This window comes from Streptomyces sp. NPDC051364 (assembly GCF_040682115.1).
GTDB lineage: Bacteria > Actinomycetota > Actinomycetes > Streptomycetales > Streptomycetaceae > Streptomyces.
The window spans coordinates 537785-560117 of record NZ_JBFBAH010000002.1; the positions used below are offsets into that span (position 1 = coordinate 537785).

A 22333-nucleotide genomic window follows, 5' to 3' on the forward strand; every position below is an offset into this window, starting at 1 on the left:
TGTCCCGAGCCGCAGGCCCCGATCCCGCCCCGACCCCTGTGAGGCAGCCAGTCATGCCCCGTTCACCCCGTATCGCCGCCGCCGCGCTGCTCGCGACGCTGCTGTGCGGCGGCTGCGCCGCCCGGGTGGCCGCCGGTCCGCAGGATCCCGCCGCGAGCTCGTCCGCCCCGGCCTCGTCCGCCCGCCCCGCCCCACTCCAGGAGATCGCCGCCGCCCTCGGCTGCACGCCCGAGATCACGGTCGACGCGGAGGAACTCCGGGAGGGGGCGTGCGGGGCGGGCGCCGAGGGCTTCCGGATGGCCACGTTCACCACCGAGCAGGGCCGGCAGACCTGGCTGACGGAGGCGCAGATGTACGGCGGCACCTACCTCGTCGGGCCCACCTGGGTCATCACGGCGGCATCCGCCGAGGCGCTGGCCCCCGCGCACACCCGCCTCGGCGGAACCATCGAGACCACCCCCGGCCACGGTTCCGCCGCGCACGACGCAGGCCCTGCTGCCGGCCCCGGCGCCGATCCCGGCGCCTCCCCCGATGCCCCCCACGACGCCTCCCACGGCTCCTCCCACACCGGCGGGCACGACTCCCCGAGTCCCGCCGCCTCCTGAGGGGGCGTCCGGCCCGGCCCGCAGTCAATTGCGGTGCCGGGCCGCTGCCGTTTCACTACACTCACTCTCGTGCCGCCACGGGATGTGGTGTGTGCACGCCGTCGAGCGAGTCGAGCGGCTCGTGTGATCCGAGTGAAGGGAGCCAGGCCATGTGTCACCGCATCGCCGTCTTCGTTCCCCGGTCGCGGTACGACGTGATCCTGGTGTCTTCGTCTTCCCGGTGACGGCTGCGCGGCCGCCATCGGATGCCCGCGACGAAGATCCGACCTCTTCCTTCAGGCAGGCGAGCCGACCTCGCGTACCCGGGTGTCACCGGACCGCGGTCGAGCCCTGTAACGCCTGCCTGCCCTGAGCCTGGTCCCCTCTCGTCCGCAAAATCGCGCTGCCCTCTTCACGACCCACCAGAAAGACCTCGGGCCATGCGCACCGACCTCAACACCTCGACCACCGTCCGCAATCTCGGCATCCTCGCGCACGTCGACGCCGGCAAGACCACCGTCACCGAGCGGATCCTCTACGCCACCGGGGCAACCCACAAACGCGGCGAGGTCCACAAGGGCACGACCGTCACCGACTACGACCCCCAGGAGCGAGACCGTGGCATCACCATCTTCGCCGCCGCCGTCAGCTGTACGTGGGACGACCACCGCATCAACCTGATCGACACACCCGGACACGTCGACTTCTCCGACGAGGTGGAGCGCTCGCTGCGCGTACTCGACGGCGCGGTCGCGGTGTTCGACGCCGTCGCGGGCGTCGAACCGCAGAGCGAGTCGGTATGGCGACAAGCCGACCGCCACGGCGTGCCACGCATCGTGTTCGTCAACAAGATGGACCGTGTCGGCGCCGATCTCGACCAGGCGGTCGCGTCCGTACAGGAGCGGCTCCACGTGGTTCCGCTGGTCGTCCAGCTGCCCATCGGGCAGGAGGACGGCTTCACCGGGACGGTGGACCTCGTCCACATGCGTGCGCTGGTCTGGGGTGCGGGGGCCGACTCGTTCGCGACGGGTGCCGTACCCGATGCCCTGCACGACGAGGCACGCCGCCGCCGGCGGCTGCTCGAGGAGCGGGTGGCGGAACTCCATCCGGCCGCCCTGGAGGAGTACTGCGCCACGTCTGCGCTCTCCACCGCCACGCTGACCGCCGCGCTGCGCGACCTGACGCGCAGTGGTGAAGGCGTCGTCGTGCTGTGCGGCTCGGCGTACCGCAACCGCGGGATCGAGCCGCTGCTCGACGCCGTCGTGTCCTACCTCCCCTCGCCGGCCGACATGCCGCCGGTACGGGGAACCAGTGGCTCGGCGTTGGAGGAACGGGCCGCCGATCCGTCGGCGCCCTTCGTCGCGCTGGCCTTCAAGGTGAGCGCGACGGCGACCGGCCGGCTGACCTGCCTGCGGGTCTATTCGGGAACGATGAGGAAGGGGGACACCGTGCTGGACGCGGGCACCGGCCGGACCGAGCGGATCGGACGGATCCTGCACGTGCAGGCCGACCGGCACGCCGAGGCGGACCGGGCCGTGGCCGGGGACATCGTCGCCGTGGTCGGCCTCAAGGGCACGCGCGCCGGGTCCACGCTGTGCGCACCGGACGCTCCGCTCGTCCTCGAACCGCCGAAGGCCGCCGCACCAGTGGTGTCCGTGGCGGTCGAGGCGGGCAACAGCACCGAGACGGCGCGCCTGTCGTCGGCACTGGCCGGATTGGTCGAGGAGGACCCGTCGCTGGTGGTCCGGACGGATCCCGAGACGGGCCAGACGGTTCTGTCGGGGATGGGCGAGCTGCACCTGGAGGTGGCGGTGGAGAAGATCCGCCGCAGCCACGGGCTGCACATCGCCGTGGGCCGCCCGCGGGTCGCGTACCGGGAGACGGTGGCGCGCGGCGTGTCGGGACTGGTGTACCGGCACGTCAAGCAGGACGGTGGCGCGGGTCAGTTCGCCCATGTGGTCCTCGACCTCGAGCCCCTGGAGGACCGGGACGCCGGAGATGCCGGAGATGCCGGCGGGGGCACGGTCGGCGGCGACGGCGTGTTCGAGTTCCGATCGACCGTCGCCGGCGGGCGGGTGCCGCAGGAGTACGTCCGCGCGGTGGAGGCGGGCTGCCGCGACGCGCTCGCCGAGGGACCCCTCGGCGGCCATCCGGTGACCGGGCTGCGGGTCACCCTGACCGACGGGGCCACGCACTCCAAGGACTCCTCGGAGATGGCGTTCCGGGCGGCGGGCAGGTTCGCGCTGCGCGAGGCCCTGCGCGCCGCCGATATGGAGCTGCTGGAGCCGGTGGTCGAGGTCGTGGTGAGCGTGCCCGACGACGCCGTCGGCGGGGTGCTGGGCGATCTGGCCGCGCGGCGCGGACGGGTCTCGGGCTCGGCTGCGAGGACGGGGACCACGGCGCTCACCGCCACCGTGCCGCTGGCCGAACTGTTCGGCTACGCGTCCCGGCTGCGCAGCCGCACCCAGGGCCGGGGCACGTTCACCACCCGCCCCACGGGCTACGCCCCCGTCCCGGTGGCGGCGTACCAGCAGGCCCTGTCGGGCTAGCAGGCACTCCTGCCCCCGGCCGCCACCGCGGCCGGGGGCAGGGTCGCAGGTGCACCCGTCAGCCGGGGCCGGCGGCGTCCGCCTCCTCCAGGAACCCCTCGGGGAAGGGCTGTTCGGTCCAGATGGTCTTGCCGCGGTCGTGGTAGCGGGTGCCCCAGAGCTGGGCGAGCTGCGCCACCATGAACAGCCCGCGCCCTCCCTCGTCGGTCTCCTCCGCGCGCCGGACGTGCGGGGTGGTGCTGCTGCCGTCGGAAACCTCGCAGATCAGCTCGCGGTCGCGGATCATCCGCAGCTGGATCGGCGGACTCCCGTAGCGGATCGCATTGGTGACCAGCTCGCTCACCACCAGCTCCGTCGTGAACTCCAGCTCCTCCAGGCCCCATACGGCCAGCTGCCGTGTCGCGAGCATACGGGCGCGGCCGACGACCTCGGGCTCGGCGGGCAGGTCCCATGTGACGTGGTGGCCCGCGTCCAGCTCGTGGAGGCGCACCATCAGCACCGCCACGTCGTCCTGCGGGAGCACCGGCAGCAGCCGGCCGATCACCGCGTCGCAGGCCTCGTCCAGCCCGTTCCCGCGGCGCCCGGGTCCGGACGGCGCGGCGAGCGGGATGCCCGACAGCGCCTCCGGGATCCGTTCGAGGCCGAGGTCGACGCTCCGGTCGGGCGCCGCGACCAGGCCGTGCGTGTACAACACCAGCACATCCCCGTCGTCAAGCGTCAGCTCGGCGCTCTCGAACGGCGATCCGCCGAAGCCCAGGGGAGGCCCGGCAGGCAGCGCGACGATGGCGGGCTCCCCGCCCACCGGGGCGAGCACCGGCGGCGGATGACCCGCGCAGGCCACGGCGCACTGCCGCGAGATCGGATCGAAGACCGCGTACACACACGTCGTCCCGGCCGCCCCGCCGGGGCGCGGGCCGCTGAGCTCGTCCTGGCCGTGCTCGTCCACGAACCGGTGGATCTGGTCGTCCATGTACGAGAGCAGCTCGTCGGGGGAGAGGTCGAGGTCCGCGAGGGTACGTACGGCGGTACGCAGCCGGCCCATGGTCACCGCGGCGTTCAGGCCGTACCCCTGTGCGTCGCCCACGACCAGCGCCACCCGTGCTCCCGACAGCGGGATCACGTCGTACCAGGCCCCGCCCAGCTCCGCGTGGCCGTGCGCGGGCAGGTAGCGGGTCACCGCCTCCAAGGCTCCGAGGACGGGCAGCCGCTGGGGCAGCAGGCTGCGCCGCAGAGCCAGGGCCGCCGTCCGCTCCCGCGTGTAGCGGCTCGCGTTGTCGATGCACACCGCCGCACGCGCCGCGATCTCCTCGGCCAGCAGCACATCGTCCGGCTCGAACCCGTGGGCGCGTGCGTGGCGTACGAAGACCGCGGCGCCCAGCACCGCCCCGCGGGCGGACATCGGTACGAGCAGCCAGGAGTGGACCCCGTACGCACGCACCCGCTCGGCCTGCCGGGGGTCGACGGGGGTGAGCTCCGCGATCAGCTCCTCGCCCGTGAGCAGCAGCGGTTCGCCACTGGCCATGGCCCGGGTGAACAGGGAGCCCGGCCCGGCGGTGAAAGGGTCGGGCTCGCCCGTCGCGACCGCCGCCTTCACCGGCATTCCGGGCGCGGAGGAAGTCGCCGCGCGCAGCAGGGTCTCGGCCTCGCCCACCGGGCCGACGAGCGGCTCCCCGCCGCCGAGGACCTGGGCGGGCAGGTTGACGTAGGCGTGGTCGGCGAACTCCGGGACGGCCACGTCGACGAGCTCCTGCGCGGTGTGCAGGACGTCCAGCGTGGTGCCGATGCGCGTGCTCGCATCGTTGATCAGCGCCAACCGCTCGCGGGCCCGGGCCCGTTCGGTCACGTCGGCCACCGCGTGCGCGAGCGCGATCAGCTCGCCGGAGCTGCTGCGCAGCGGCAGGATCGTCTCGGACCAGACGTGCTGCCGGTCGGCATCACCCCGCAGCAGGCCCCGCACCTCGGTCTGGACCAGTGCCTCACCGGTCTCCAGGACATGGCGCTGCCGCGCCTCGAGGGCCGCCATGTCCAGCAGATCGGGCGGCGCCACCTCGGACATCGTGCGCCCGACGAACTCCTCGTTCGCGAAGCCCGCGCCGCGCCGCAGGGCGTCGTTCTGCGCGATGAAGCGCAGCTGCGTGTCGAAGACGTCGATGAGGAAAGGGGACTCGGTGAACAGCCCCCTGATCAGGGCCTCACTGAGCTCGTGCCGGCGTGTGGCGTCGGTGTCGGTCGCCTGGATCAGCCACTGCCGGTCACCGGCCGTGGACACCATGGGACGTGCGTGCAGCGCCACCTCGACCCCGAGCCCGCTCCGGTGCCGCAGGACCGCGTGCCCGAGCTCCGTACGCCTGACCAGCAGCTCCGACCCGCGCCACCCGTGCACCTCCCGGGCCGTGTAGCCGAGCAGCCGCTCCGCCCCCGGGCCCCAGCCGATGACCACCCCGCGCGCGTCGAGGAGCGCGTAGGTGTCGTCGTCCGTATCCGAAGGCACGCCGGAGGCATCGTGGAACACCGGGTCGTGCATCGCTGCGCCCCACTTCCGGATCTGCGGAACGACTCCTGCCCTACCCGTGCAATTATCGCTCTGTGTCACCTCTTGTGCAGCATGGGTCGGGACCCGCCCTCGACCTGCACACAGCAGGCGGGTCAGCAAAGGCTCGGCGCGGCTCCTGCGGGCCGCCGAGCGGGGCGGGACATCACGCTGGGCTACATGTCGCTTCGCGGTAGCTTCGGGAGTGCAGGGCCGGGTACGGCGGCTGCGGCGTTGGCGTAGCGGCGGGCCAGGTGGGCGAAGGCGTCCTTGAGCTCGGCCGGGCCGACGACCTCGATGTCGGTGTCGAACCTGCCGAGAGTGGCGGCCAGGCCGGGCCAGGACCACGAGCCGAGGACGAGCCGGCAGCGGTTCGGGCCGACACACTCGCTCGGCGGCATCCCCGGCTACGAGGTCGCCGAGACGACCGACGAGAACCCCGCCCGCGTCGCCCTGATCCAGCAGCTCACCACGGCCTTCCTGCGCAGCGCACTCTTCCCCGGGGACACCAGCTGGAAGACGGCGGCCACCGCCCTGGAGAACGACCCGGACCCGCTGGGAAACCTGCAGAGCAAGTAAGAACCCGGGCCCGGAAAGGACAGACAATGATCCTCGTCAGCGGCGGTCTCGGTTTCATCGGATCCCACACCGTGCGTGCACTGCTCGACCTGGGCGAGGACTGCGTCGTGGTCCGGCGCAGTGCACGTGAACCCTCGGCCGTACTCGCCGGAGCGCAGGTGGCGGTGGAGCGGGCGGACATCGCCGATCGCGATGCTTTGCTCGCGATCGGCGACCGCCACGACAGCACGGGCATCGTGCACCTGGCCGGGTCCCACCCCTGGCCCCCCGTCCCCGACGCTCCGGTCGAGGCGACACGGCGGGCGCTCGGCGGACTGCTGAACATCGTGCAGGCGGCGCAGGAGTGGGGCGTGCGGCGCCTCGGCGTCGCCAGCACGATCGGGGTCTACTTCGGCGTGCAGAACCGTGGACCGCTCCGCGAGGACGCTCCGCTGCCGCTGACCGCCCCCGTCTCGATCCCGACCTTCAAGAAGGTCGGCGAGATGCTGGGCGGATTCCTCGCCGACACCACGGGCATCGACATCGTCAACTACCGCATCTCCGGGACCTGGGGCCCCCTCGGCCATCCCGATCCGTTCTTCGCCGCGCCCGCCCTCATCCACGCGGCCGCCCACGGCACCGCCCCGGACCTCTCCCACCTCGTGCGGCCCGCCTGCGCCGAGGACGGGATCGACCTCAACTACGTGAAGGACACCGGACGGGCGATCGCCCTGCTCCAGCTCGCGGACAAGCTGAACCACCCCACGTACAACGTCGGCTCCGGCCGGGCCACGACCCACGCCGAGCTCATTGAAGCGATCAGGAAGGTGGTCCCCGACGCCCAGGTCGAACTGCCCACCGGAGGCGAGGCGCACCACATGGTCCTCGACATCAGCCGTCTCCAGGAGGACACCGGCTACCGGGCCGCGTACGACACCGAGCGTGCCGCCGCCGACTACATCGCGTGGCTCCGCGCAGGCAGCAAGAACTGAGCCAAGGCACCCCCCGGCACGCCGACCACTGGAACATGCCCGGCGGCGACATCGCTACGTGGTCACTCAATGCCGTGGGAACGGGTGCCCGTCTGGCGGAGGTGGGTGTCGATCAGGGCGACGGTGGCCTCCGGCTGTTCGATCTGCGGAAGATGGCCCGCTCGCGGGATGACCTCCAGCCGGCCGTTGCCGAAGGCCTCGGCGTACGCGGCACCGTAGGCGGGGGTGACGATGCGGTCGCTCTCGCCCCAGAGCGCGAGGGTCGGTGCCTGAACCCGGCGGAGCCGGCGCAGCAGTTTGGGGTCGTTCATGTAGGGGGCGCCTGCGAGGGTGCGCACGGCGGCCATGTTGGCCTGCCGGCGAGCGAGTTCGGCGGGCGGGAAGCCGGCGGGGTCGGCGTAGTACCGGTCCGGGTCGTGCCAGGAGTGCTCCGCGATGCCGCGGGCGTCCAGGGCGAAGATGTCGGTGATCGGTTCCGTTTCGACGTGCACGCCGACGGCGTCGATCAGGACGAGGCCGGTGATGGTTCCGGCGTGGTCACGCACGGCCATCTCGGCGGCGATCCAGCCGCCCAGTGAGGAGCCGATGACGAGGACGTCGCGCAGTCGGCGGTCGTGCAGCCGGTGCAGGTAGGCGAGGGCCAGGTCGTCGATGCCGGTGAGCCAATCGGGGCGGGGGGTGCCGTCCCAGCCGGGGTGCACGGGCGTGATGGTGTGCGCCACGCGGGAGAGGTGCTCGGCGAGGTTGGCCACTGTGGCCGGGCCCCCGCCGCCGTGCAGGAGGAGGACGGGCCTGCCGTTCCCGGCCTCGGCCATGGTCAGGGTCGGGTCGGTGTACACGGCTGCTGTGTTGTCTGTGTCGTCTGTAGGCATGCCGCGATAGTAACTAAACATCTTTATATAAGCTAGCTTGGTTATGGCGTAGGCTTGGCCCATGCATCGTGAGCTGCAGGAACTCGGCAGGGCGGTCAAGCAGGCCCAATACCGGCAGCACCGGGCGCTCGACAGCGCGCTCTCGGCCGTCGGCACCACGTTGGCTCAGTGGGATGCCCTGCGCGCGATCAGCCGCTCACCCGGAGCATCGGCCCGCGAGTTGGCTGCGGCGACGTTCCAGACGGAGCAGGCCTTCGGAACGCTCGTCACCCGTCTGACGACCCAGGGCACGGTCGAGCGCCGACCGGGACACGGCCGGCGCATCGAGCACCACCTCACGCCGGCCGGCGAGCAACTCCTGGCGGCCGGCCACAGGGTCGCCGACGAGGTGCTCGCCGCCTGCTTCTCCACCCTGCCCCACGCGGACCGGGCGACCCTGCTCGACCTGCTCCGACGCCTCAATGCAGAAGGAGACATGTAGGACCGACTGCCATGCACGCATGCCCCGTACGGATGCACACGTCTCGCGCCGGTCGTCGACCTGTCGCGGTGTCACTCGGCGCGGGCCGAACCCCCGTCCAGGACGGCGCGGACCTTGCGGTCGACGAGGACGGGCACGAAATCGCGTACGGGCCGGCCCTCGAAGGAGGCGTGACCCTCGGCGGCGGCCTCGATCTCCTCGGGCGCCACCACTCACGCGGCGTTGCCGCTGCGGGACCTCGTCCGGACATCGGCGCCGGGACGGCCGCCGTAGGCAAGCGGGCCAACGCCCGGCCGGGGCCGCCCTGGCCCTCAGCCCGAGACGGCCGCGGCCCAGTTGCGGTTGACGGTCTCTTTCGCCTTCTCCCGCTGCGCCTCCGTCGGAAACATCGGCGTGCCCTCGACCGTCGGCAGATTCTCCGCGGCAGCTTTGTCGAGGGTGCCGTCCTTCTCCATGGCGTCCATGAGGACGGGGCGTGCATAGGCGCCGAGCCGGATGTTCTGGCCCTCCGGGCTGAAGGCGTACTCCTGCCACAGACGTGCCGCTGCGGGGTGCGGGGCGTCCTTGTTCACCCCGTTCGCGTAGTACTCGGCGAAGCTGCCGTCGAAGGGGATGGCGGTCCGCCAGTCGACGTCCGCGCCCTCCTCACGGAATTGGTCGGCGTATCCGAGGTTGAGGAAGTCCCAGTCGATGCTGATCGGGGTCTGGCCCTTCGCGATCGTGTCCTGTGAGGATTCGACCGGGATGAAGTTGCCGTTCTTTCTGAGCTCGGCGAAGAAGTCGATTCCGGGCTGGATGTCGTCGAAGGACCCCCCGTTCGCCAGGGCCGCCGCATACACGCCGGCGAAGGCGGAGCCGGACTTGGTGGGGTCGCCGTTGAGCGAGACCTGGCCCTTGTACTCGGGCTTGCGCAGATCGGCGAAGGTCGAGGGGCAGGTCTTCACCCGCTTGGCGTCACAGCCGATCGAGATGTAGCCGCCGTAGTCGTTGTACCAGCGGGCGTGCTTGTCCTTCTGTTCCTCGGGGATCTGGTCGAAGGCGGCGACCTCGTACGGAGCGAGCAGGCCCTTCCGGGCCGCGGACTGGGCGAACGAGCCCCCCACGTCGATCACGTCGGGGGCGCGGCCGTCGCGCCTGTGCTCCATCAGGGCGTTGATCTCGTCCTGGCTGGTACCTTCCGGGTTCTCCACCCTGACCTTGATCCCGTACTTCTTCTCGAAGCCGTCGATCAGTGCGCCGTAATTGGCCCAGTCGCGCGGGAGCGCGATCGTGTTGAGCGAGCCCTCCTTCTTCGCCGCCGCGGTCAGTGCCGCCATGCCGCCGGCGTCCGCGGCGGAGGTGGCCACCGCGGGTGCCCTGGGCGCGGCGACGGGCTTGTCTCCACAGGCGCCGAGGGGCGCCGCCGCGAGGGCCAGGAAGGAGGCGACGAAGGCTGTCCGGAGACGGGGTGCGGGCACAAAGGCTCCATAACGGGCGGTCGCGTACCGATCGGGGTCAGCGTACGTTCGGCAGCCTCGGCGGCGCAGTCCCGGAGGGTGGTGTCCGCCATCTTCCCCGCGGCTGCCGTAGCGGCGCCTTCTCAGAACCCCTCGTCGTCCCACGCGGCCAGGAGCGCCTCCCCGGGATCCATCGCGGCCGGTGCGGCCCCCTCGTGGAGCGCCTGCTCGCTCCAGATGATCTTGCCGCGGGCGGTGTAGCGGGTGCCCCAGCGCACGGCGAACTGCGCGACGAGGAAAAGGCCGCGGCCGCCCTCGTCGGTGTCCGCGGCCCGGCGCAGGTGCGGGGAGGTGCTGGACCCGTCGGAGACCTCGCAGACCAGGCAGCGGTCGTACAGCAGCCTCACCCGGATGGGCTCGGTGCCGTAGCGGATGGCGTTGGTCATCAGCTCGCTGAGGATGAGTTCCGTGGTGAACGAGATGTCCTCCAGACCCCACTCCGCCAGTTGGCGGGCGCAGGCGTTGCGCATCGGGGACACCGCCGCAGGGTCGGGGGCCACGTCCCATTCGGCGATCCGCGCCGGGTCCAGCAGGCGGGTGCGGGCGACCAGCAGCGCGACGTCGTCGCTGGGCCTGGTGGGCAGCATCGCGTCGATCACCGCGGTGCAGGTTTCCTCCGGGGTGCGGGCGGGCCCGGACAGGGCGGCACGCAGCGCTGCCAGGCCCGCGTCCGGATCGCGGTCGCGGCTCTCGATCAGCCCGTCGGTGAAGAGCGCCAGCCGGGAGCCCTCGGGCAGGGTGAGCGTCATGGTCTCCACGGGCGTACCCGCGCCCAGGCCCAGCGGCGGGGAGACCGGCACCTCGGGGAAGGACACGGTCCCGTCGGGGCCGACCAGAGCGGGGCCCGGATGCCCGGCGGTGGCGGCGGTCACCTGCCCCGAGACGGGATCGTAGATGGCGCACAGGCAGGTGGCTCCGGTGATCCCCTGCCACTCCTGATCGTCGGTGTCGATATGGGTGACCAGCTCGTCCAGGTGGCTCAGGAGTTCGTCCGGGGGCAGGTCGAGGGTGGAGAAGTTGTACACGGCGGTGCGCAGGCGGCCCATGGTGGCGGCGGCATGGAGACCGTGGCCGACGACGTCGCCCACCACCAGGGCCACCCGGGTGCCGGGCAGCGGGATGACATCGAACCAGTCACCGCCCACCCCGGCCTGTGCGGCCAGATAGCGGTGCGCGACCTCGACGGCGGACTGCTCCGGTACGACCCGGGGCAACAGGCTGCGCTGCAGGGTGACGGCCATGGTGTGCTCGCGGGTGAAGCGGCGGGCATTGTCGACGGACACGGCCGCCCGGGCGGTCAGCTCCTCGGCGAAGGACACGTCCTCCTCGTCGAAGGGCGGGGAGTCCTGCCCCCGCCAGTAGCCGGCCATCCCCAGCACCACGCCCCGGGCCTGCAGGGGTACGACGATCAGCGAGTGGATGCCGCGGTCCAGGATCTGCCGGGCGTTGGCCTGGTGCTGGGCCCGCCAGCGGTGGGTGGCGCGCAGGTCCGCCTCCAGGACCGCACGGCCTCCGGCCAGCCCGGCGGCCATGGGACCAGTGGGAGCGAACCGGATCAGCTCGCCGACGGGGCTGAGCGGGTGGTTGCCCTGAAGGCCGACGACAGCGGTGCGGCGCATCTCGGTGTTCGCTTCGGGAGGCTCCTCGCCGCGCAGCACCGGGTCCAGCAGGTCGACGGTGACCACGTCGGCGAACCGCGGGACCGCCACCTCCGCCAGTTCCTCCGCGGTGCGCTCCACGTTCAGCGTCGTTCCGACCTGCACCCCCGCGTCGTAGAGCAACTTCAGCCGCTCGCGGGCCACCTCGGCCCTGCCGGAGAGCGCCCGCAGCTCGGTGGTGTCCCGCAGCGTGACGACGGTCCCGGCCTGCCCGTAGGGGGCGGTGGGCCGGATGTTCACCGCCAGCAGCCGATCGCCTGCCATGTGCAACTCGTCGGTCGCGGAACGGCCCGATGCGATCAGCTCGGCGATCGCCTTCTCCAGCCCCAGGTCGGTGACGGGGAGCCCTTCCGCGGCTGCCGGCAGATCCAGCAGCCGCCGCGCCTCGTCATTGGCGAGCAGCAGCCGTCCGCCGGCGCCGACGATCAGTACGCCCTCTCGCACCGCGTGCAGCACCGCGTCGTGGTGCTCGTACATCCTCGTCATCTCGGCCGGCCCCAGGCCGTGGGTCCGGCGCAGCAGCCGACGGCTCACCAGGGCCGTCCCGCCCGCGGACAGGGCGAGCACCGCGGCTGCGCTGCCGAGGACGACCGGCAGCTGCCCGTTCACCATGCTCTGGACGTTCTGGACCGTGACCGGGGAGGAGACGACGGCGATGACCCTGCCGTCGGCGTCCTTGACGGGGACCACCGAGACCACGGACTGCCCCAGGGATCCGGCGAGCGTCTCGGTGAAGGACTTGCCGGCCGCTGCCTTGGAGAAGGGGCCGACGACGCGCTTGCCGATCTGCCGCGGGTCGCTGTGGGCGAGGGTGACGCCGTCGAGCGTGTACACGTTGATGCCGTCGACCCCGGCGATCTTCCGGGCCGCCTCGGCGCTCGGCTGAAGCACTGCGCTGGGGTGGGGGCTGCGCAGGGCGGCGACGATCCCCGGAGACTCCGCGAACGTTCCGGCGGCGGCGAGGGTACGGTGCCGGGCGTCCAGCATGGCGGAGCTCCGGGCCTGCACAACGAGGGCCACGACCGCGGCGGCGACGAGAAGGACCACGACGGCCAGCTGGAGGAGGAACACCTCGCCGGCCACGCTGCGCGCGCTCAGGAGGGAGGAAAGACGCTGTGGCCGCTGCGCCCCTGCCTTGGGGGGCGGTGCGTGCTCCTGGTGCTCCTGGTGCTCCTGGTGGTGTCCTGAGCGGGGACGCGGAGGGGGAGCGGAGGCGCTCGTGCCCGAGCCGAGCAGCCAGCGCCGGAGGTCTCCCCGATAGTTGCTCATAGTCCATCTTCTAACCTCTACGGCCCGTCGGCAGCGGGTGGCGACGGGCCGGAGATGCGGCGTGAGCCGGATGTTCGAGCGGTCCGCGAGCGTCAGAGCGGCGCTCACAGGCCTTGCCGCAGCCGGCGGACTGTGCATCGCCTCACCGGATGGGCTGGGTGTCGTCCGGGTGGAGGGCGGTGTGGACGCCGGTGATGACCACGGTGATCAGGCAGAGGGCGATGATGGTCTCTGCCCACAGGAAGGCGAACCAGTCCAGCACGCAGCCGATCGGGGGTGTGCCGGGGGCGGTGTTGCGGAACGCCGAGAGGGCGAACAGGGTGGCGGCCATCCAGGCGAGGGCAGGCCAGACCAGGCCCTTGGTGCGGGTCGTCAGGTACCAGGCCCCGAGGAGCACGGACGCCGCCAGCGCCCACATCACGACCATCATGAAGACCGCGAAGACGAGCAGGCTGCCCGATCGGGACACCCTCAGCGCCACGACGGCCTCCTGCCGCGAGGGCGTGGGTTCCGCGGAGATCGAGAAGAGCGTGTCGTTGTTCGAGAACAGCAAGCGCACCGGCACCTGCTTGCCGCCCAGCTGCGCCCGGAACCCGATGTCGGTCTCGTAGGTGTCGAACGGGTAGTCGCTGATCGACCCACCGCTGAGTGCGACCTGCACGTCCCTGGTCGCGAGCCGCTCGTGCGCCGTGAACTCCAGGTCACCGAGGGTGGCCCCGGAGGTCTGGAGGCTGAGATCGGCCACCGGGGCTGCCCCCTCCGCCTCGCCGAGGGTCCCGCGTGGGGTGACCCAGACGCGCAGTACCAGCTCTCTGGCCGTGGCGTCGACGCGTTGGACGACGGCCTCCACGTCCACCCGGTCGGCGGCCGAGGATCCGACGGTGTGGACCGTGTCGCCCGCCTGCCGCTCGGTGAACTGCAGCCACGAGCCCACGGCTACCGCCACCACGATCAGGACCGCGATGGGCAGCAGGACCGGCAGGATCGACCCGCCGGAGCGGCGTGGGCGAGGTGGGTCCGGCGGTGCGGCCATGGTGACTCCGACGAGGTGGGAAGGGGAGCGGACTCGTCCGACCCGACGCCGGGAGCGGACCACGCGCCGGCACGGGGCGGTCTGGCGATTCGTGCGGGTCGGGCCGTGTGATGCGGCGCGCGTCCCATCGTGTCGGACGGGCCGGGGGTTACGGGTTGTGACCGCTCCGCGGGCACCCGAACGCCACCCGGTAGCGTCGAAAACGCGCGTTCCGACCACACCATTGCGGTCTGGTGCCGTCAGTGGCCGCCGCCGCTGTCGGCAGGGGAACGAGACCGCATGCCAATGCACTGCATCCACGCGGTGACTGCCGCGACCGCTCTGGCCTGCCTGGCAGCATTCGGCCCCACACCGAGCAGCGCCTCATCAGCATCTGCCCGGGTCGCCGGGCCCAGCCCGACAGCCCCCCGGTTCGTGCCCGGCGCCTGCCCGAAGCCGCCCGAGCCCATCGAAGCGCTGAGCAAGGCACGGTGCGGCTTTCTGGAGGTCCCCGAGAACCGCTCCCGCCCCGGCGGCCGGACGATCAAGCTGGCCGTGGCCGTCATTCCGGCCGCTGCGGAGAAACCCGCCGCGGAGCCGGTGGTGTTCATGGCGGGCGGCCCCGGTGCCGACACGTCCGACGACATCCCCTTCCTCGTCGACTCCGGCCTGAACAAGGACCGCGAGCTGATCATCATGGCCCAGCGCGGCAACCTGTACGACCAGCCGAACCTCGCCTGCCCGGAGGTCGACCGGTTCAACGCGCAGGCCGTGGGCCTGGGCTACGACGCACAGCAGGCCGAGCAGCTCATGCTGAAGGCGGTGAAGGACTGCCGGCGCCGCCTGACGGCCGACGGCGTGGACCTGAGCGCCTACAACAGCACCGAGAACGCCGCGGACTTCGCCGACCTGCGCAAGGCGCTGGACATCCCCCGGTGGAACGTCTACGGGTACTCGTACGGCAGCAACCTGGCTCTCACGTACCTGCGCCTGCACCCCGAGGGAATCCGAGCTGCGGCGATCGACTCGATCGCACCTCCCCAGGTTGTGACCCTGCCGTGGACATGGGGCAGCACCGCCGAGGGAATCCACAACATCTTCGAGGCGTGCGCGGCGCAGCCCGCCTGCAAGGACCGGTACCCGGACCTCCCCCGCATGCTGACCGAGCAGGTGCGCAAGCTGGAGGCTCACCCCCTGACGCTGAACGTCACGCCGCCGAGCGGAGGAAAGCCGGTCAAGACCGTCCTCGACGGGGGCGCGTAACACGCCATTGGGCCGACCGGGGCCCGGACGTCCTTGGCGAGACCGTCGGTCAAACCGGCGCCGAGCGCCTCGGCGCGCAGGTCCTCGGGAGCCTGCCGGGCTGAGCCTAGTCGGGCCCGGTCCAGTCGAAGGTGATGTGCTTGCTGGACTGGCCTTCCCTGCTCCACTGGAAGCCGTAGGCATCGGCGCGGTCCGCTGTCGAGCGGCCCCAGGTCGCGACCTGGCCCGGTCCGGTCTCGGCACCCGGCAGATTGGTCGACTGCACGCGAGCGCCCTCCGGCGTGTTGGGTCCGGTGAGTGCCTGCGCGCCCGCCTCGACCCGGCCGGGAACCACGGCCCGCCAGCTCGAGAGGTCATCGGCGACCTCCACCTCGATGGGGGCGAACTCCATGCCGCGCATCTCCGCGCCCATCATGCTCACCATCTCTGCCGGCCAGCTGCCCGCCTGGCCACCGAAGATCATCTGGAGCGCTTCGCGCTGCGCGTCGTCGGCGCGCTCGTCGACGAAGACCGCTGCGTACGTGTCGGAGTGCTCGGCCCATATGTTGCCCACGAAGGAGCCCAGCATCAGCACGTTGAGGCCATCCAGCTGTACGTCTCCGTATCTGCCCTCGCGGATGTGCCACACGAGGATGCCCTCGCAATCGCCGTATGTGGGAAGCTGCGCGAACGAGCAGGGGCATGGCACGTTGCACTTACAGGTGTCGAACCAGTCGCCCGCCGCGTGCCACCTCGGCACAGTCGCCGTTGTCTCGGACATCTCCCTGCCTCCTCGTGACCGCGTACCGGACGTGGTCTCGGGAGGGCGGCAGAGCCTGGAACACATCACCGGCCCACGCCCGGGTCGTACAGGTCTGCACATCGATTATCCGCCCGCCGTGGCCGCCCGGCGGGGTCTGATTCCGCACGCGCACGTCTGCTGTGGTGTGCTGGAAGCGTGCGCCTCGACCGGAAGGCCCTGTCACCACCCTTGCGTCCGGCAAACCTGCTGTCGGCTCGGCAGCTGGCGCTCGCATGGTCCGTGATGGGACTGATCGCGCTGATTGCCTGGGTGCTGGTCGTCGACCAGGCCCGTGACATGGGGGTTGAGCCGGGGACCATGGGCATGGGCATCCCGCTGTTCCTGCTGTTGTGGCTGATCATGATGATCGCCATGATGTTCCCGTCCGTGGCCCCGGTGGCCATCACCTGGGCCCGGGCCATCGGCCGCCAGTCGGCCGGAGCCGTCCGCGCGGCCCGTACCGCCCAGTTCGTTGCCGGTTACCTCCTGGCCTGGACGGTCTTCGGCCTGATCGCCTACGGGCTCCTCGCCGTGACCGGGGCCGTGGTCGACGACCACCCGGGCGCCGGGCGCTGGATCGGTGCCGGAGCCTTCCTGATCGCCGGGCTGTACCAGTTCAGCCCGCTGAAGAACTTCTGTCTGCGGCACTGCCGCAGTCCCATGGGCCAGCTCGTGCGCTACGCCGGCTTCCGGCCCGTGGTCCGGGATCTGAGGGTCGGGGCCCACCACGGTGCGTACTGCGTCGGCTGCTGCTGGGGACTGATGATCGTCCTCATCCCGCTCGGCGTCATGAACGTCCTGGCCATGGCCGCGGTGGCCGTGGTGATCTTCGTGGAGAAGCTGTGGCGACTGGGCCCCGTCTTCTCGGCGGCCATCGGCATCGCCTTCCTCGCCCTTGCGGTACTGGCTCCCTTCCAGCCCTGGCTGCTTCCGGGCCTGGTCCCACCGCAGTCGCCAATGACGTCCATGTTCCAGCCGTAGAACGGCTTCGCTACCCCCGGATGTTCTCCCCCGGTGATCGATGACCAAGCGCCCGGCATGTGTGAGCGCGCGGAGGTGTCCCGATGGACGCGAGTGACGGCAAGCGGGGCCAACCCGGCGCCACAGCCGACCGCGGGTCACCAGCGACGATGCGACTATTTTCCTCATCGAGTGGCGCGGGGCAACGCCGATCATCTCGTCACCCTTGAGTGAGCCGTAGGCAGCTGGAATCGGGCGCCCGGGCCAGCGGGAACCGCGGGCGGCCTTCTGGCGGGTCGCGGGGGGAAAGTCCCTTCACGGAGGGGAGACCAGCGTGCTGTGGTGGAAGCCGAGGCGCGGGTCGTGCCACCAGGGGAGGCCGTCGACGTACTGCCGCAGCTGTGGCATGCGCACCCGCTGGCGGACCGTGTTGGCGGGGTAGTCGTAGACGGTGATGGTGTTGAGCCCGCGGTTGGCGGTGAACAGCAGGGTCTGGTCGGCCGACAGCTGGCAGGCGTACACCGAATCGAGCAGGGTTCCGCGCGAGACCCGCAGGGCGCCGAGGAAATGCCTGCTGCTCGCGGCCGGGGAGCCGCGCGTGAAGGCGTCGGTCACCTGGTGGAGTGATTGGCGTCCGGCGAGCAGTTGCTCGGGCAGGCCGGGGCGTTCGTCGATGATGCGGTGGGTGGAGAAGCCGTCCAGGTCGATCATGACGATGGTGCCGCTGCCGCCGTTGCAGTAGATCAGTTCACGGTGGGAGACGCAGACGTCCGAGTTGATGTGCGCCGGGGTCTCGCGGGGGGCCGTCCAGTGGCGCAGGACCTGCCCGTGTTCGGCGTCGATCTCGAAGACGTATTCCTTGAGGTAGGCCATGGCCCATTCGTGCCAGTCGTGTCCGTCCTGGGGCAGGACGCGGAAGGAGAGGGCGTAGAACCGGTCCTCTCGGGGGTGGACGGCCACGTGCCAGCAGGTGGCGGGCAATTCGACGCGGCGGGCGGTGCCGGTGTGCAGGTCGAAGATGCCGACCTCGCGGGCTTCGCCGCGGCCGGGGTGGTCCATGCCGCCGTAGACGAGGTAGCGGCCGGAGGCCGTGGCCTTCATGGCGTGGGGCAGCTTGAGGCCGTGCGGGCCCAGGCGTTCGGGAGCATCGAGCTTGTCGATGTCGAACCGCCACAGGTGCTCGCCGATCGCGCCGACGATCTGCCGGTCACTGAGCCAGACGATGTGCGTGGTGCCTTTGACGGACGAGTCGGTGGGCTCGATCCGCAGGGTTGACAGGCGGTCGGCCTCGGCGAGGGTGGCGGTGTCGTAGAAGAGCAGGTGGTGGCCGGTATTGCCAAGGAAGCCGAGCGTGTGGTCCGGGCTGACGCTGACGGCATGACCGCCGGCGATGCCGTCGTAGTACTGGAGCTTGTACGCGTACCGGCCGGTGGCCGGGTCGTAGCGGAAGACGCACACTCCCGCCCGGCCTTCGAGTCCGTTGAGGCCGTTGCCGTCGAGGGCGATGTGGAAGGCGTACGGGTACTCGTGCGGAGGAGTGGCGGGCGGCGTCAACGGGGCTGCCTCTCGGGCCTGAAGTGGCGGAAGCCGGAACTGTCGGTGAAATCGGGCCGGGTCGGTCGCCGCAGGACCGACGGGGTCCATGGGTTCAACGGCTCGGCCACCCAGGCGAGGGCGTCCCAGAGCGAGAAGGCGGCACCAGCCGGCTCCTCTGCCGGCACGGCGCCGCTGCCCTGCCCGCGTGCGGCGATGGCGCTCAGGGTGATGTGAAAGGACCTGCGGTAGGCCTCCTCCACCAGAGCGCGCCGGACCGCGGGCCACAGCGCGGGGGTGATCGCCTGCCACAACGGGGGGAGGGCGAACTCCTGATGGGTGCAGATGGTCACTCTGGTGCCCTCCGGGGTCCGGGCGAAGGACACCGAGCCGTCGTCCTGAAGAGCGGAGGCGTTCGCGCTGTTGACCTGCCGCCAACGCAGCAGCTGCTCGTCCCAGCCGTAGTCGATGGTCTCCAGCTTGCAGACGTCGAGTACATCGGCGCCGGACAGCGCGAGGTAAGCGGGCTGGGCCCGGCTGATGCTGCGCTCCAGCTGCCGGATCGGTCTTCCGGCCTCATCGCGGGCCCGGACGTCCGTACAACCTGCAAGGTAGCCGCTGGTCAGACCGATCACCCGGCTGATGTCGACGCGCGCGGTGAACTCGTCGAACGGCACGGGCACTTCCGACTCGCATCGGAACAGGACGGCTTCGTCCGGGTAACGCCAACGCATTCCGTCGGCATCGGGCGGGACGGCTTCGATCAGTTGCTCCAGCGGTTCCAGATGGCGGGCCACCGCCTTGAAGTCGGCAGGCTCGAAGACCAGTACGTCGACGCCGAGCGATGTCGCCGCCGTGCGGATCGCGGCGTCATTCGGGCGGATCCGGAGGGCGGTCGCCACCTCTGTAGCCAACTCCGCCGTCCGGTCGACGACCGTCAGCACCCTTCGCAGGGCCTCTCCGGCCAGGGGGATGTCGGGCATGATCCCGCCCTACCCGGCGTCGCCACCTCCCACACCGGCCGTCCCCGTCCGGGGTGAAGGGTTTTCCGCCACGGGTGACGCACGGCGGAAGGCGACTCCGGAGGCGGGCCGGGGCGCGGACACGGAGGACGCCGTATTCCCGCCTCGCCACGAGACGGCCGGGAACCACTCAAAGCCCGTGCTGGTCAAGCGTCGCCATCAGCTTCCGCTTGCGTTTCTGGTCGGCGCGCAGGGCGGCCAGGTAGGTCGCGCACTCGGCCTCGGTACCCAGCATGCGGTGGCAGGAGCAGGCGCTGAGCAGCAGTTCCGCCCGTCTTTGGTCCTCCCGGCCGGCTCGTGGGCTCAGTCGAGGGTGGCGAGATGATCGGCGTCGCCGCCGCGCCACTCGATGAGGAAGATGGTGGCATCGTCGCTGGTGACGCCACCTCGTTCCCGCTTCAGTGAGTGGGACAGTGCTCGCACCACGGCCCGTACCGCAGTGTGGTCACGGACGACGCGGTTGGTGCACTCGATGAGTTGTTCCTCACCGAACTGTTCCCCGTCGGCTTGGCGCTCTTCGATCAGGCCGTCGGTGAAACACAGCAACCGGTCTCCGGGTTGCAGCATCCGTTCGCTGACTTGTGGCTGCTCGCCGCCGAAGCCGACCGGCAATGTGGTCGGACTCTCCAGCCGGTCCACCACGGCGCGGTCGCGGATCAGCAGCGGTGCCGGGTGGCCGGCATTGACCCATTGCAGCCGGCCCGTGGCGATGTTCAGACACATCATCTGCGCGGTGACGAAGTGTTCGTGGCCGAACTGCTCATTGATGGCCTTGTCCATGAACGCATACACCTGGGCCAGACCGGTGTCGGTCCGTCGTGTGTGACGATAGGCGCCGATGGCCACCGTCGCCATGGTCGCCGCGTCCAGGCCGTGGCCCATCGCATCGATCATGGCCACATGGAGGATGTCGCCGTTGAGGGCGTAGTCGAAACTGTCTCCTGCCGCCTTGTAGGCGGGCTCCAGGATTCCGGCCACCTCGACCTGCGGGACCGTCATCGACAGCGGGGGCAGCAGCGACCACTGGATCTCGGCGGCCACGCTCATCGGGCCGCGGCGGCGGGCCTGGAAGAACAGGTCGGTGTAGGCGTCCTTGGTGACGATCATGTCTGCGACCAGACCGGCGAGCCGACGCAACAACCGCCGGCCGTCGTCATCGACCCCGTCCAGCGTGACGGCCATCACCCCGATCTGGTCACTGCCGTCCAGCAGCGGCAGATACATCCGCACACTGCCGTCCTGTGGCACCTCCACCGTTCTGCGGCTCAGGAACGACTCTCCGGCCGGGGAGCCCTCGACCGGTTCGGGGTTGCCGACCAGCAGCCGTCGGCCCGGCAGCGGCACCAGCAGCATCTGTTCGTAGTCCTGCAGGAGGATCGAGAGGTCCCGGCCACCGACTCTGGCCACCTCCTCCGCGACGAGCGGGGCGATCAGATGGGGCGGCATTTCGTGAGCCCGGTCCAGCAGGACACCCAGCAACCGCTCGCCGAACCCCTCCGACCGGTCCACCTCGCCCCTGCTCGGCTTTTGCCCACCTTCCATCGTCGCCGCCTGTGTCCCTTCGTCCCACCGTTCGGGGTAATCGACTAGGCAGCCGTCTCCGGGAAATCTCCCTGGGGCGGCACCGATGTGCCGCCCCAGGCTGGCACCGTCAACCCGGCATCGAACCGATTGCGCCAAAGGCGGCGTGTCGGCGCACGGGCGGGCGTCCTCAGCCCCGTACGGACGAAGGGGACTGCTGGAACTGTGGTACTTCCGCGACCTGTCGAGGTCCGGGCTGATGAGCTTGTCGGAAACTCGGCACCCAGATCAGCTGACCACCCCGCGAGCGCCCCCGTGGGCGTGACCGCGAAGGTGGGCCGGAGTGCTTCCCGGCCGGTGACCCACCAGCTCTTCGCCCACCTGACCGGCATGGGCTACAGGATCCCGGTGGGCACGAGCGTCGTCCTCATGCCCCTGCGCTTCCCCTGGGCGCGGCGGTGCAGGCCCGCTCCCTGGCCCGGCTCACGGGCCACAGCGCTGTTCTCGGGCTGGGCCCCGCCACCCCCGACTTCGTCACCGCGCTGCACGGGGAGCCGTACAAGAGCCCGCGCGACGCGTGCGTGGGATACCTGGAAGAAGTACGGGGGCTGCTTCGCTCCGCCGAACACGGTGGGGCAGGCGCGCTCGCCCTGCCCGGCATGGACCACCCCGGGGTGGAGCTGGGACTGGGCGTGCTGCGCCCCGTCCCGGCACGCGCCGCGGGCCGGGTCGCCGATGTGGCGATCGGCTGGATGACCCCTCCCGGATACCTCCGGGACGTCCTCGTGCCGGCCCTCGCCGAGGGCGCCGCCGAAGCAGGCCGCCACGACGACCCGCGCGGCGGACCCCGCCTGGTCACCGTCGCCCACGCGGCACTCGCCCGCCCCGGCCGGAACCCGTACCGCATCGCCTACAGCGGCGGCGCGCGCCCACCTCGGCACGGCGCACCACACCGACATGCTGCGCCGGGCCGGCCTGCGCGGTCACCCCGCCCAGCCGAATCTGGGGGCTCGCACGCTGGTCGACTCGGGAACTTTCCTCTACGGCACGCTTGGGGAAGTCGCGGCGGGAATGGCCGAATACGACCGGGCGGGAGTGGAGACGAACTCGTCCTCAACCTCGCGGGAGTGGGAGCCGAACTCGGTTACGCCGCTGCCGTCGAGGACCTCCGGGAGACCCTCACGGCATTTCACGCAGGCTGACGGTGCTCGACTACGATCACACGACGACGGGGCAGACGTATTGGCCGAGG

At 71.1% G+C, this 22333-nt stretch carries 17 protein-coding genes and 1 pseudogene; 8 read left to right on the forward strand and 10 right to left on the reverse strand.

Features of this window, described 5'->3' with window-relative positions; genetic code table 11:
- Positions 1-53: 53 nt before the first annotated feature.
- Entirely contained in the window at positions 54-605 is a 552-nt protein-coding gene (locus AB0M76_RS06290; RefSeq protein ID WP_365951785.1) for a hypothetical protein, read from the forward strand.
- A gap of 419 nt (positions 606-1024) precedes the next feature.
- Entirely contained in the window at positions 1025-3133 is a 2109-nt protein-coding gene (gene fusA, locus AB0M76_RS06295) for an elongation factor G (RefSeq protein WP_365951786.1), read from the forward strand.
- A 58-nt stretch (positions 3134-3191) separates the two neighbouring features.
- Here the strand turns inward: fusA and AB0M76_RS06300 are convergent, their stop codons facing one another.
- Positions 3192-5624 carry a SpoIIE family protein phosphatase gene (locus AB0M76_RS06300; protein ID WP_365951787.1) on the reverse strand — a complete coding sequence of 811 codons (2433 nt, stop codon included), beginning with the start codon at positions 5622-5624 and terminating at the stop codon, positions 3192-3194.
- Between the two features lie 423 nt (positions 5625-6047).
- Here AB0M76_RS06300 and AB0M76_RS06305 point away from each other — a divergent pair.
- Together AB0M76_RS06305 and AB0M76_RS06310 are read left to right on the forward strand one after the other, a co-directional pair.
- Positions 6048-6242: pseudogene (locus AB0M76_RS06305) on the forward strand (chlorophyllase); the annotation flags it as partial.
- 26 nt (positions 6243-6268) lie between these two features.
- Complete coding sequence (locus AB0M76_RS06310) at positions 6269-7213, forward strand: NAD(P)-dependent oxidoreductase (RefSeq protein WP_365951789.1); 945 nt, start codon at positions 6269-6271, stop codon at positions 7211-7213.
- A 62-nt stretch (positions 7214-7275) separates the two neighbouring features.
- On the opposite strand, the gene AB0M76_RS06315 is transcribed toward AB0M76_RS06310, so the two are convergent.
- The gene (locus AB0M76_RS06315) at positions 7276-8085 is read right to left on the reverse strand and encodes an alpha/beta hydrolase (RefSeq protein WP_365951790.1); all 810 of its coding nucleotides are present in this window, start codon (positions 8083-8085) and stop codon (positions 7276-7278) included.
- A 61-nt stretch (positions 8086-8146) separates the two neighbouring features.
- Between AB0M76_RS06315 and AB0M76_RS06320 the strand changes: the two genes are divergently transcribed.
- The gene (locus AB0M76_RS06320; RefSeq protein ID WP_365951792.1) at positions 8147-8566 is read left to right on the forward strand and encodes a MarR family winged helix-turn-helix transcriptional regulator; all 420 of its coding nucleotides are present in this window, start codon (positions 8147-8149) and stop codon (positions 8564-8566) included.
- 71 nt (positions 8567-8637) lie between these two features.
- On the opposite strand, the gene AB0M76_RS06325 is transcribed toward AB0M76_RS06320, so the two are convergent.
- From AB0M76_RS06325 to AB0M76_RS06340, 4 genes are all read right to left on the reverse strand, one after another.
- Positions 8638-8778, reverse strand: a complete 141-nt coding sequence (locus AB0M76_RS06325) for a three-helix bundle dimerization domain-containing protein (protein ID WP_365951793.1) — start codon at positions 8776-8778, stop codon at positions 8638-8640.
- Positions 8779-8877: 99 nt separating this feature from the next.
- Positions 8878-10023, reverse strand: coding sequence for an extracellular solute-binding protein (locus tag AB0M76_RS06330; RefSeq protein WP_365951794.1), 1146 nt, complete (start codon positions 10021-10023; stop codon positions 8878-8880).
- Positions 10024-10145: 122 nt separating this feature from the next.
- Positions 10146-12989: a SpoIIE family protein phosphatase gene (locus tag AB0M76_RS06335; protein WP_365951795.1), complete on the reverse strand. Its 2844-nt coding sequence runs from the start codon at positions 12987-12989 to the stop codon at positions 10146-10148.
- A 142-nt stretch (positions 12990-13131) separates the two neighbouring features.
- Positions 13132-14022, reverse strand: coding sequence for a DUF4436 family protein (locus AB0M76_RS06340; protein ID WP_365951796.1), 891 nt, complete (start codon positions 14020-14022; stop codon positions 13132-13134).
- A gap of 414 nt (positions 14023-14436) precedes the next feature.
- Here AB0M76_RS06340 and AB0M76_RS06345 point away from each other — a divergent pair, with 414 nt between their 5' ends.
- Positions 14437-15264 (forward strand): alpha/beta fold hydrolase, encoded by an 828-nt coding sequence (locus AB0M76_RS06345; protein ID WP_365951797.1) that lies wholly within the window; start codon positions 14437-14439, stop codon positions 15262-15264.
- 106 nt (positions 15265-15370) lie between these two features.
- On the opposite strand, the gene AB0M76_RS06350 is transcribed toward AB0M76_RS06345, so the two are convergent.
- Entirely contained in the window at positions 15371-16024 is a 654-nt protein-coding gene (locus AB0M76_RS06350) for a DUF1326 domain-containing protein (protein WP_365951798.1), read from the reverse strand.
- A gap of 177 nt (positions 16025-16201) precedes the next feature.
- Between AB0M76_RS06350 and AB0M76_RS06355 the strand changes: the two genes are divergently transcribed.
- Complete coding sequence (locus AB0M76_RS06355) at positions 16202-17026, forward strand: DUF2182 domain-containing protein (RefSeq protein WP_365951799.1); 825 nt, start codon at positions 16202-16204, stop codon at positions 17024-17026.
- A 294-nt stretch (positions 17027-17320) separates the two neighbouring features.
- Here AB0M76_RS06355 and AB0M76_RS06360 read toward each other — a convergent pair whose 3' ends face one another.
- From AB0M76_RS06360 to AB0M76_RS06370, 3 genes are all read right to left on the reverse strand, one after another.
- Positions 17321-18559 (reverse strand): hypothetical protein, encoded by a 1239-nt coding sequence (locus tag AB0M76_RS06360; RefSeq protein WP_365951801.1) that lies wholly within the window; start codon positions 18557-18559, stop codon positions 17321-17323.
- Positions 18556-19521 (reverse strand): hypothetical protein, encoded by a 966-nt coding sequence (locus tag AB0M76_RS06365; RefSeq protein WP_365951802.1) that lies wholly within the window; start codon positions 19519-19521, stop codon positions 18556-18558. The genes AB0M76_RS06360 and AB0M76_RS06365 overlap by 4 nt, the downstream gene beginning before the upstream one ends.
- Before the next feature lie 342 nt (positions 19522-19863).
- Entirely contained in the window at positions 19864-21102 is a 1239-nt protein-coding gene (locus tag AB0M76_RS06370) for a PP2C family protein-serine/threonine phosphatase (RefSeq protein ID WP_365951931.1), read from the reverse strand.
- A 437-nt stretch (positions 21103-21539) separates the two neighbouring features.
- Here AB0M76_RS06370 and AB0M76_RS06375 point away from each other — a divergent pair, with 437 nt between their 5' ends.
- The gene (locus tag AB0M76_RS06375) at positions 21540-22283 is read left to right on the forward strand and encodes an LLM class flavin-dependent oxidoreductase (RefSeq protein WP_365951803.1); all 744 of its coding nucleotides are present in this window, start codon (positions 21540-21542) and stop codon (positions 22281-22283) included.
- Positions 22284-22333 lie beyond the last annotated feature (50 nt).

Excerpts from the sequence above, each read along its gene's own strand:
- AB0M76_RS06320 (WP_365951792.1), top strand. The coding sequence starts at position 8,147 with ATGCATCGTGAGCTGCAGGAACTCGGCAGGGCGGTCAAGCAGGCCCAA.
- AB0M76_RS06335 (WP_365951795.1), bottom strand. The coding sequence starts at position 12,989 with ATGAGCAACTATCGGGGAGACCTCCGGCGCTGGCTGCTCGGCTCGGGC.
- AB0M76_RS06340 (WP_365951796.1), bottom strand. The coding sequence starts at position 14,022 with ATGGCCGCACCGCCGGACCCACCTCGCCCACGCCGCTCCGGCGGGTCG.
- fusA (WP_365951786.1), top strand. The coding sequence starts at position 1,025 with ATGCGCACCGACCTCAACACCTCGACCACCGTCCGCAATCTCGGCATC.
- AB0M76_RS06315 (WP_365951790.1), bottom strand. The coding sequence starts at position 8,085 with ATGCCTACAGACGACACAGACAACACAGCAGCCGTGTACACCGACCCG.
- AB0M76_RS06350 (WP_365951798.1), bottom strand. The coding sequence starts at position 16,024 with ATGTCCGAGACAACGGCGACTGTGCCGAGGTGGCACGCGGCGGGCGAC.
- AB0M76_RS06290 (WP_365951785.1), top strand. The coding sequence starts at position 54 with ATGCCCCGTTCACCCCGTATCGCCGCCGCCGCGCTGCTCGCGACGCTG.
- AB0M76_RS06370 (WP_365951931.1), bottom strand. The coding sequence starts at position 21,102 with ATGGAAGGTGGGCAAAAGCCGAGCAGGGGCGAGGTGGACCGGTCGGAG.
- AB0M76_RS06365 (WP_365951802.1), bottom strand. The coding sequence starts at position 19,521 with ATGCCCGACATCCCCCTGGCCGGAGAGGCCCTGCGAAGGGTGCTGACG.
- AB0M76_RS06310 (WP_365951789.1), top strand. The coding sequence starts at position 6,269 with ATGATCCTCGTCAGCGGCGGTCTCGGTTTCATCGGATCCCACACCGTG.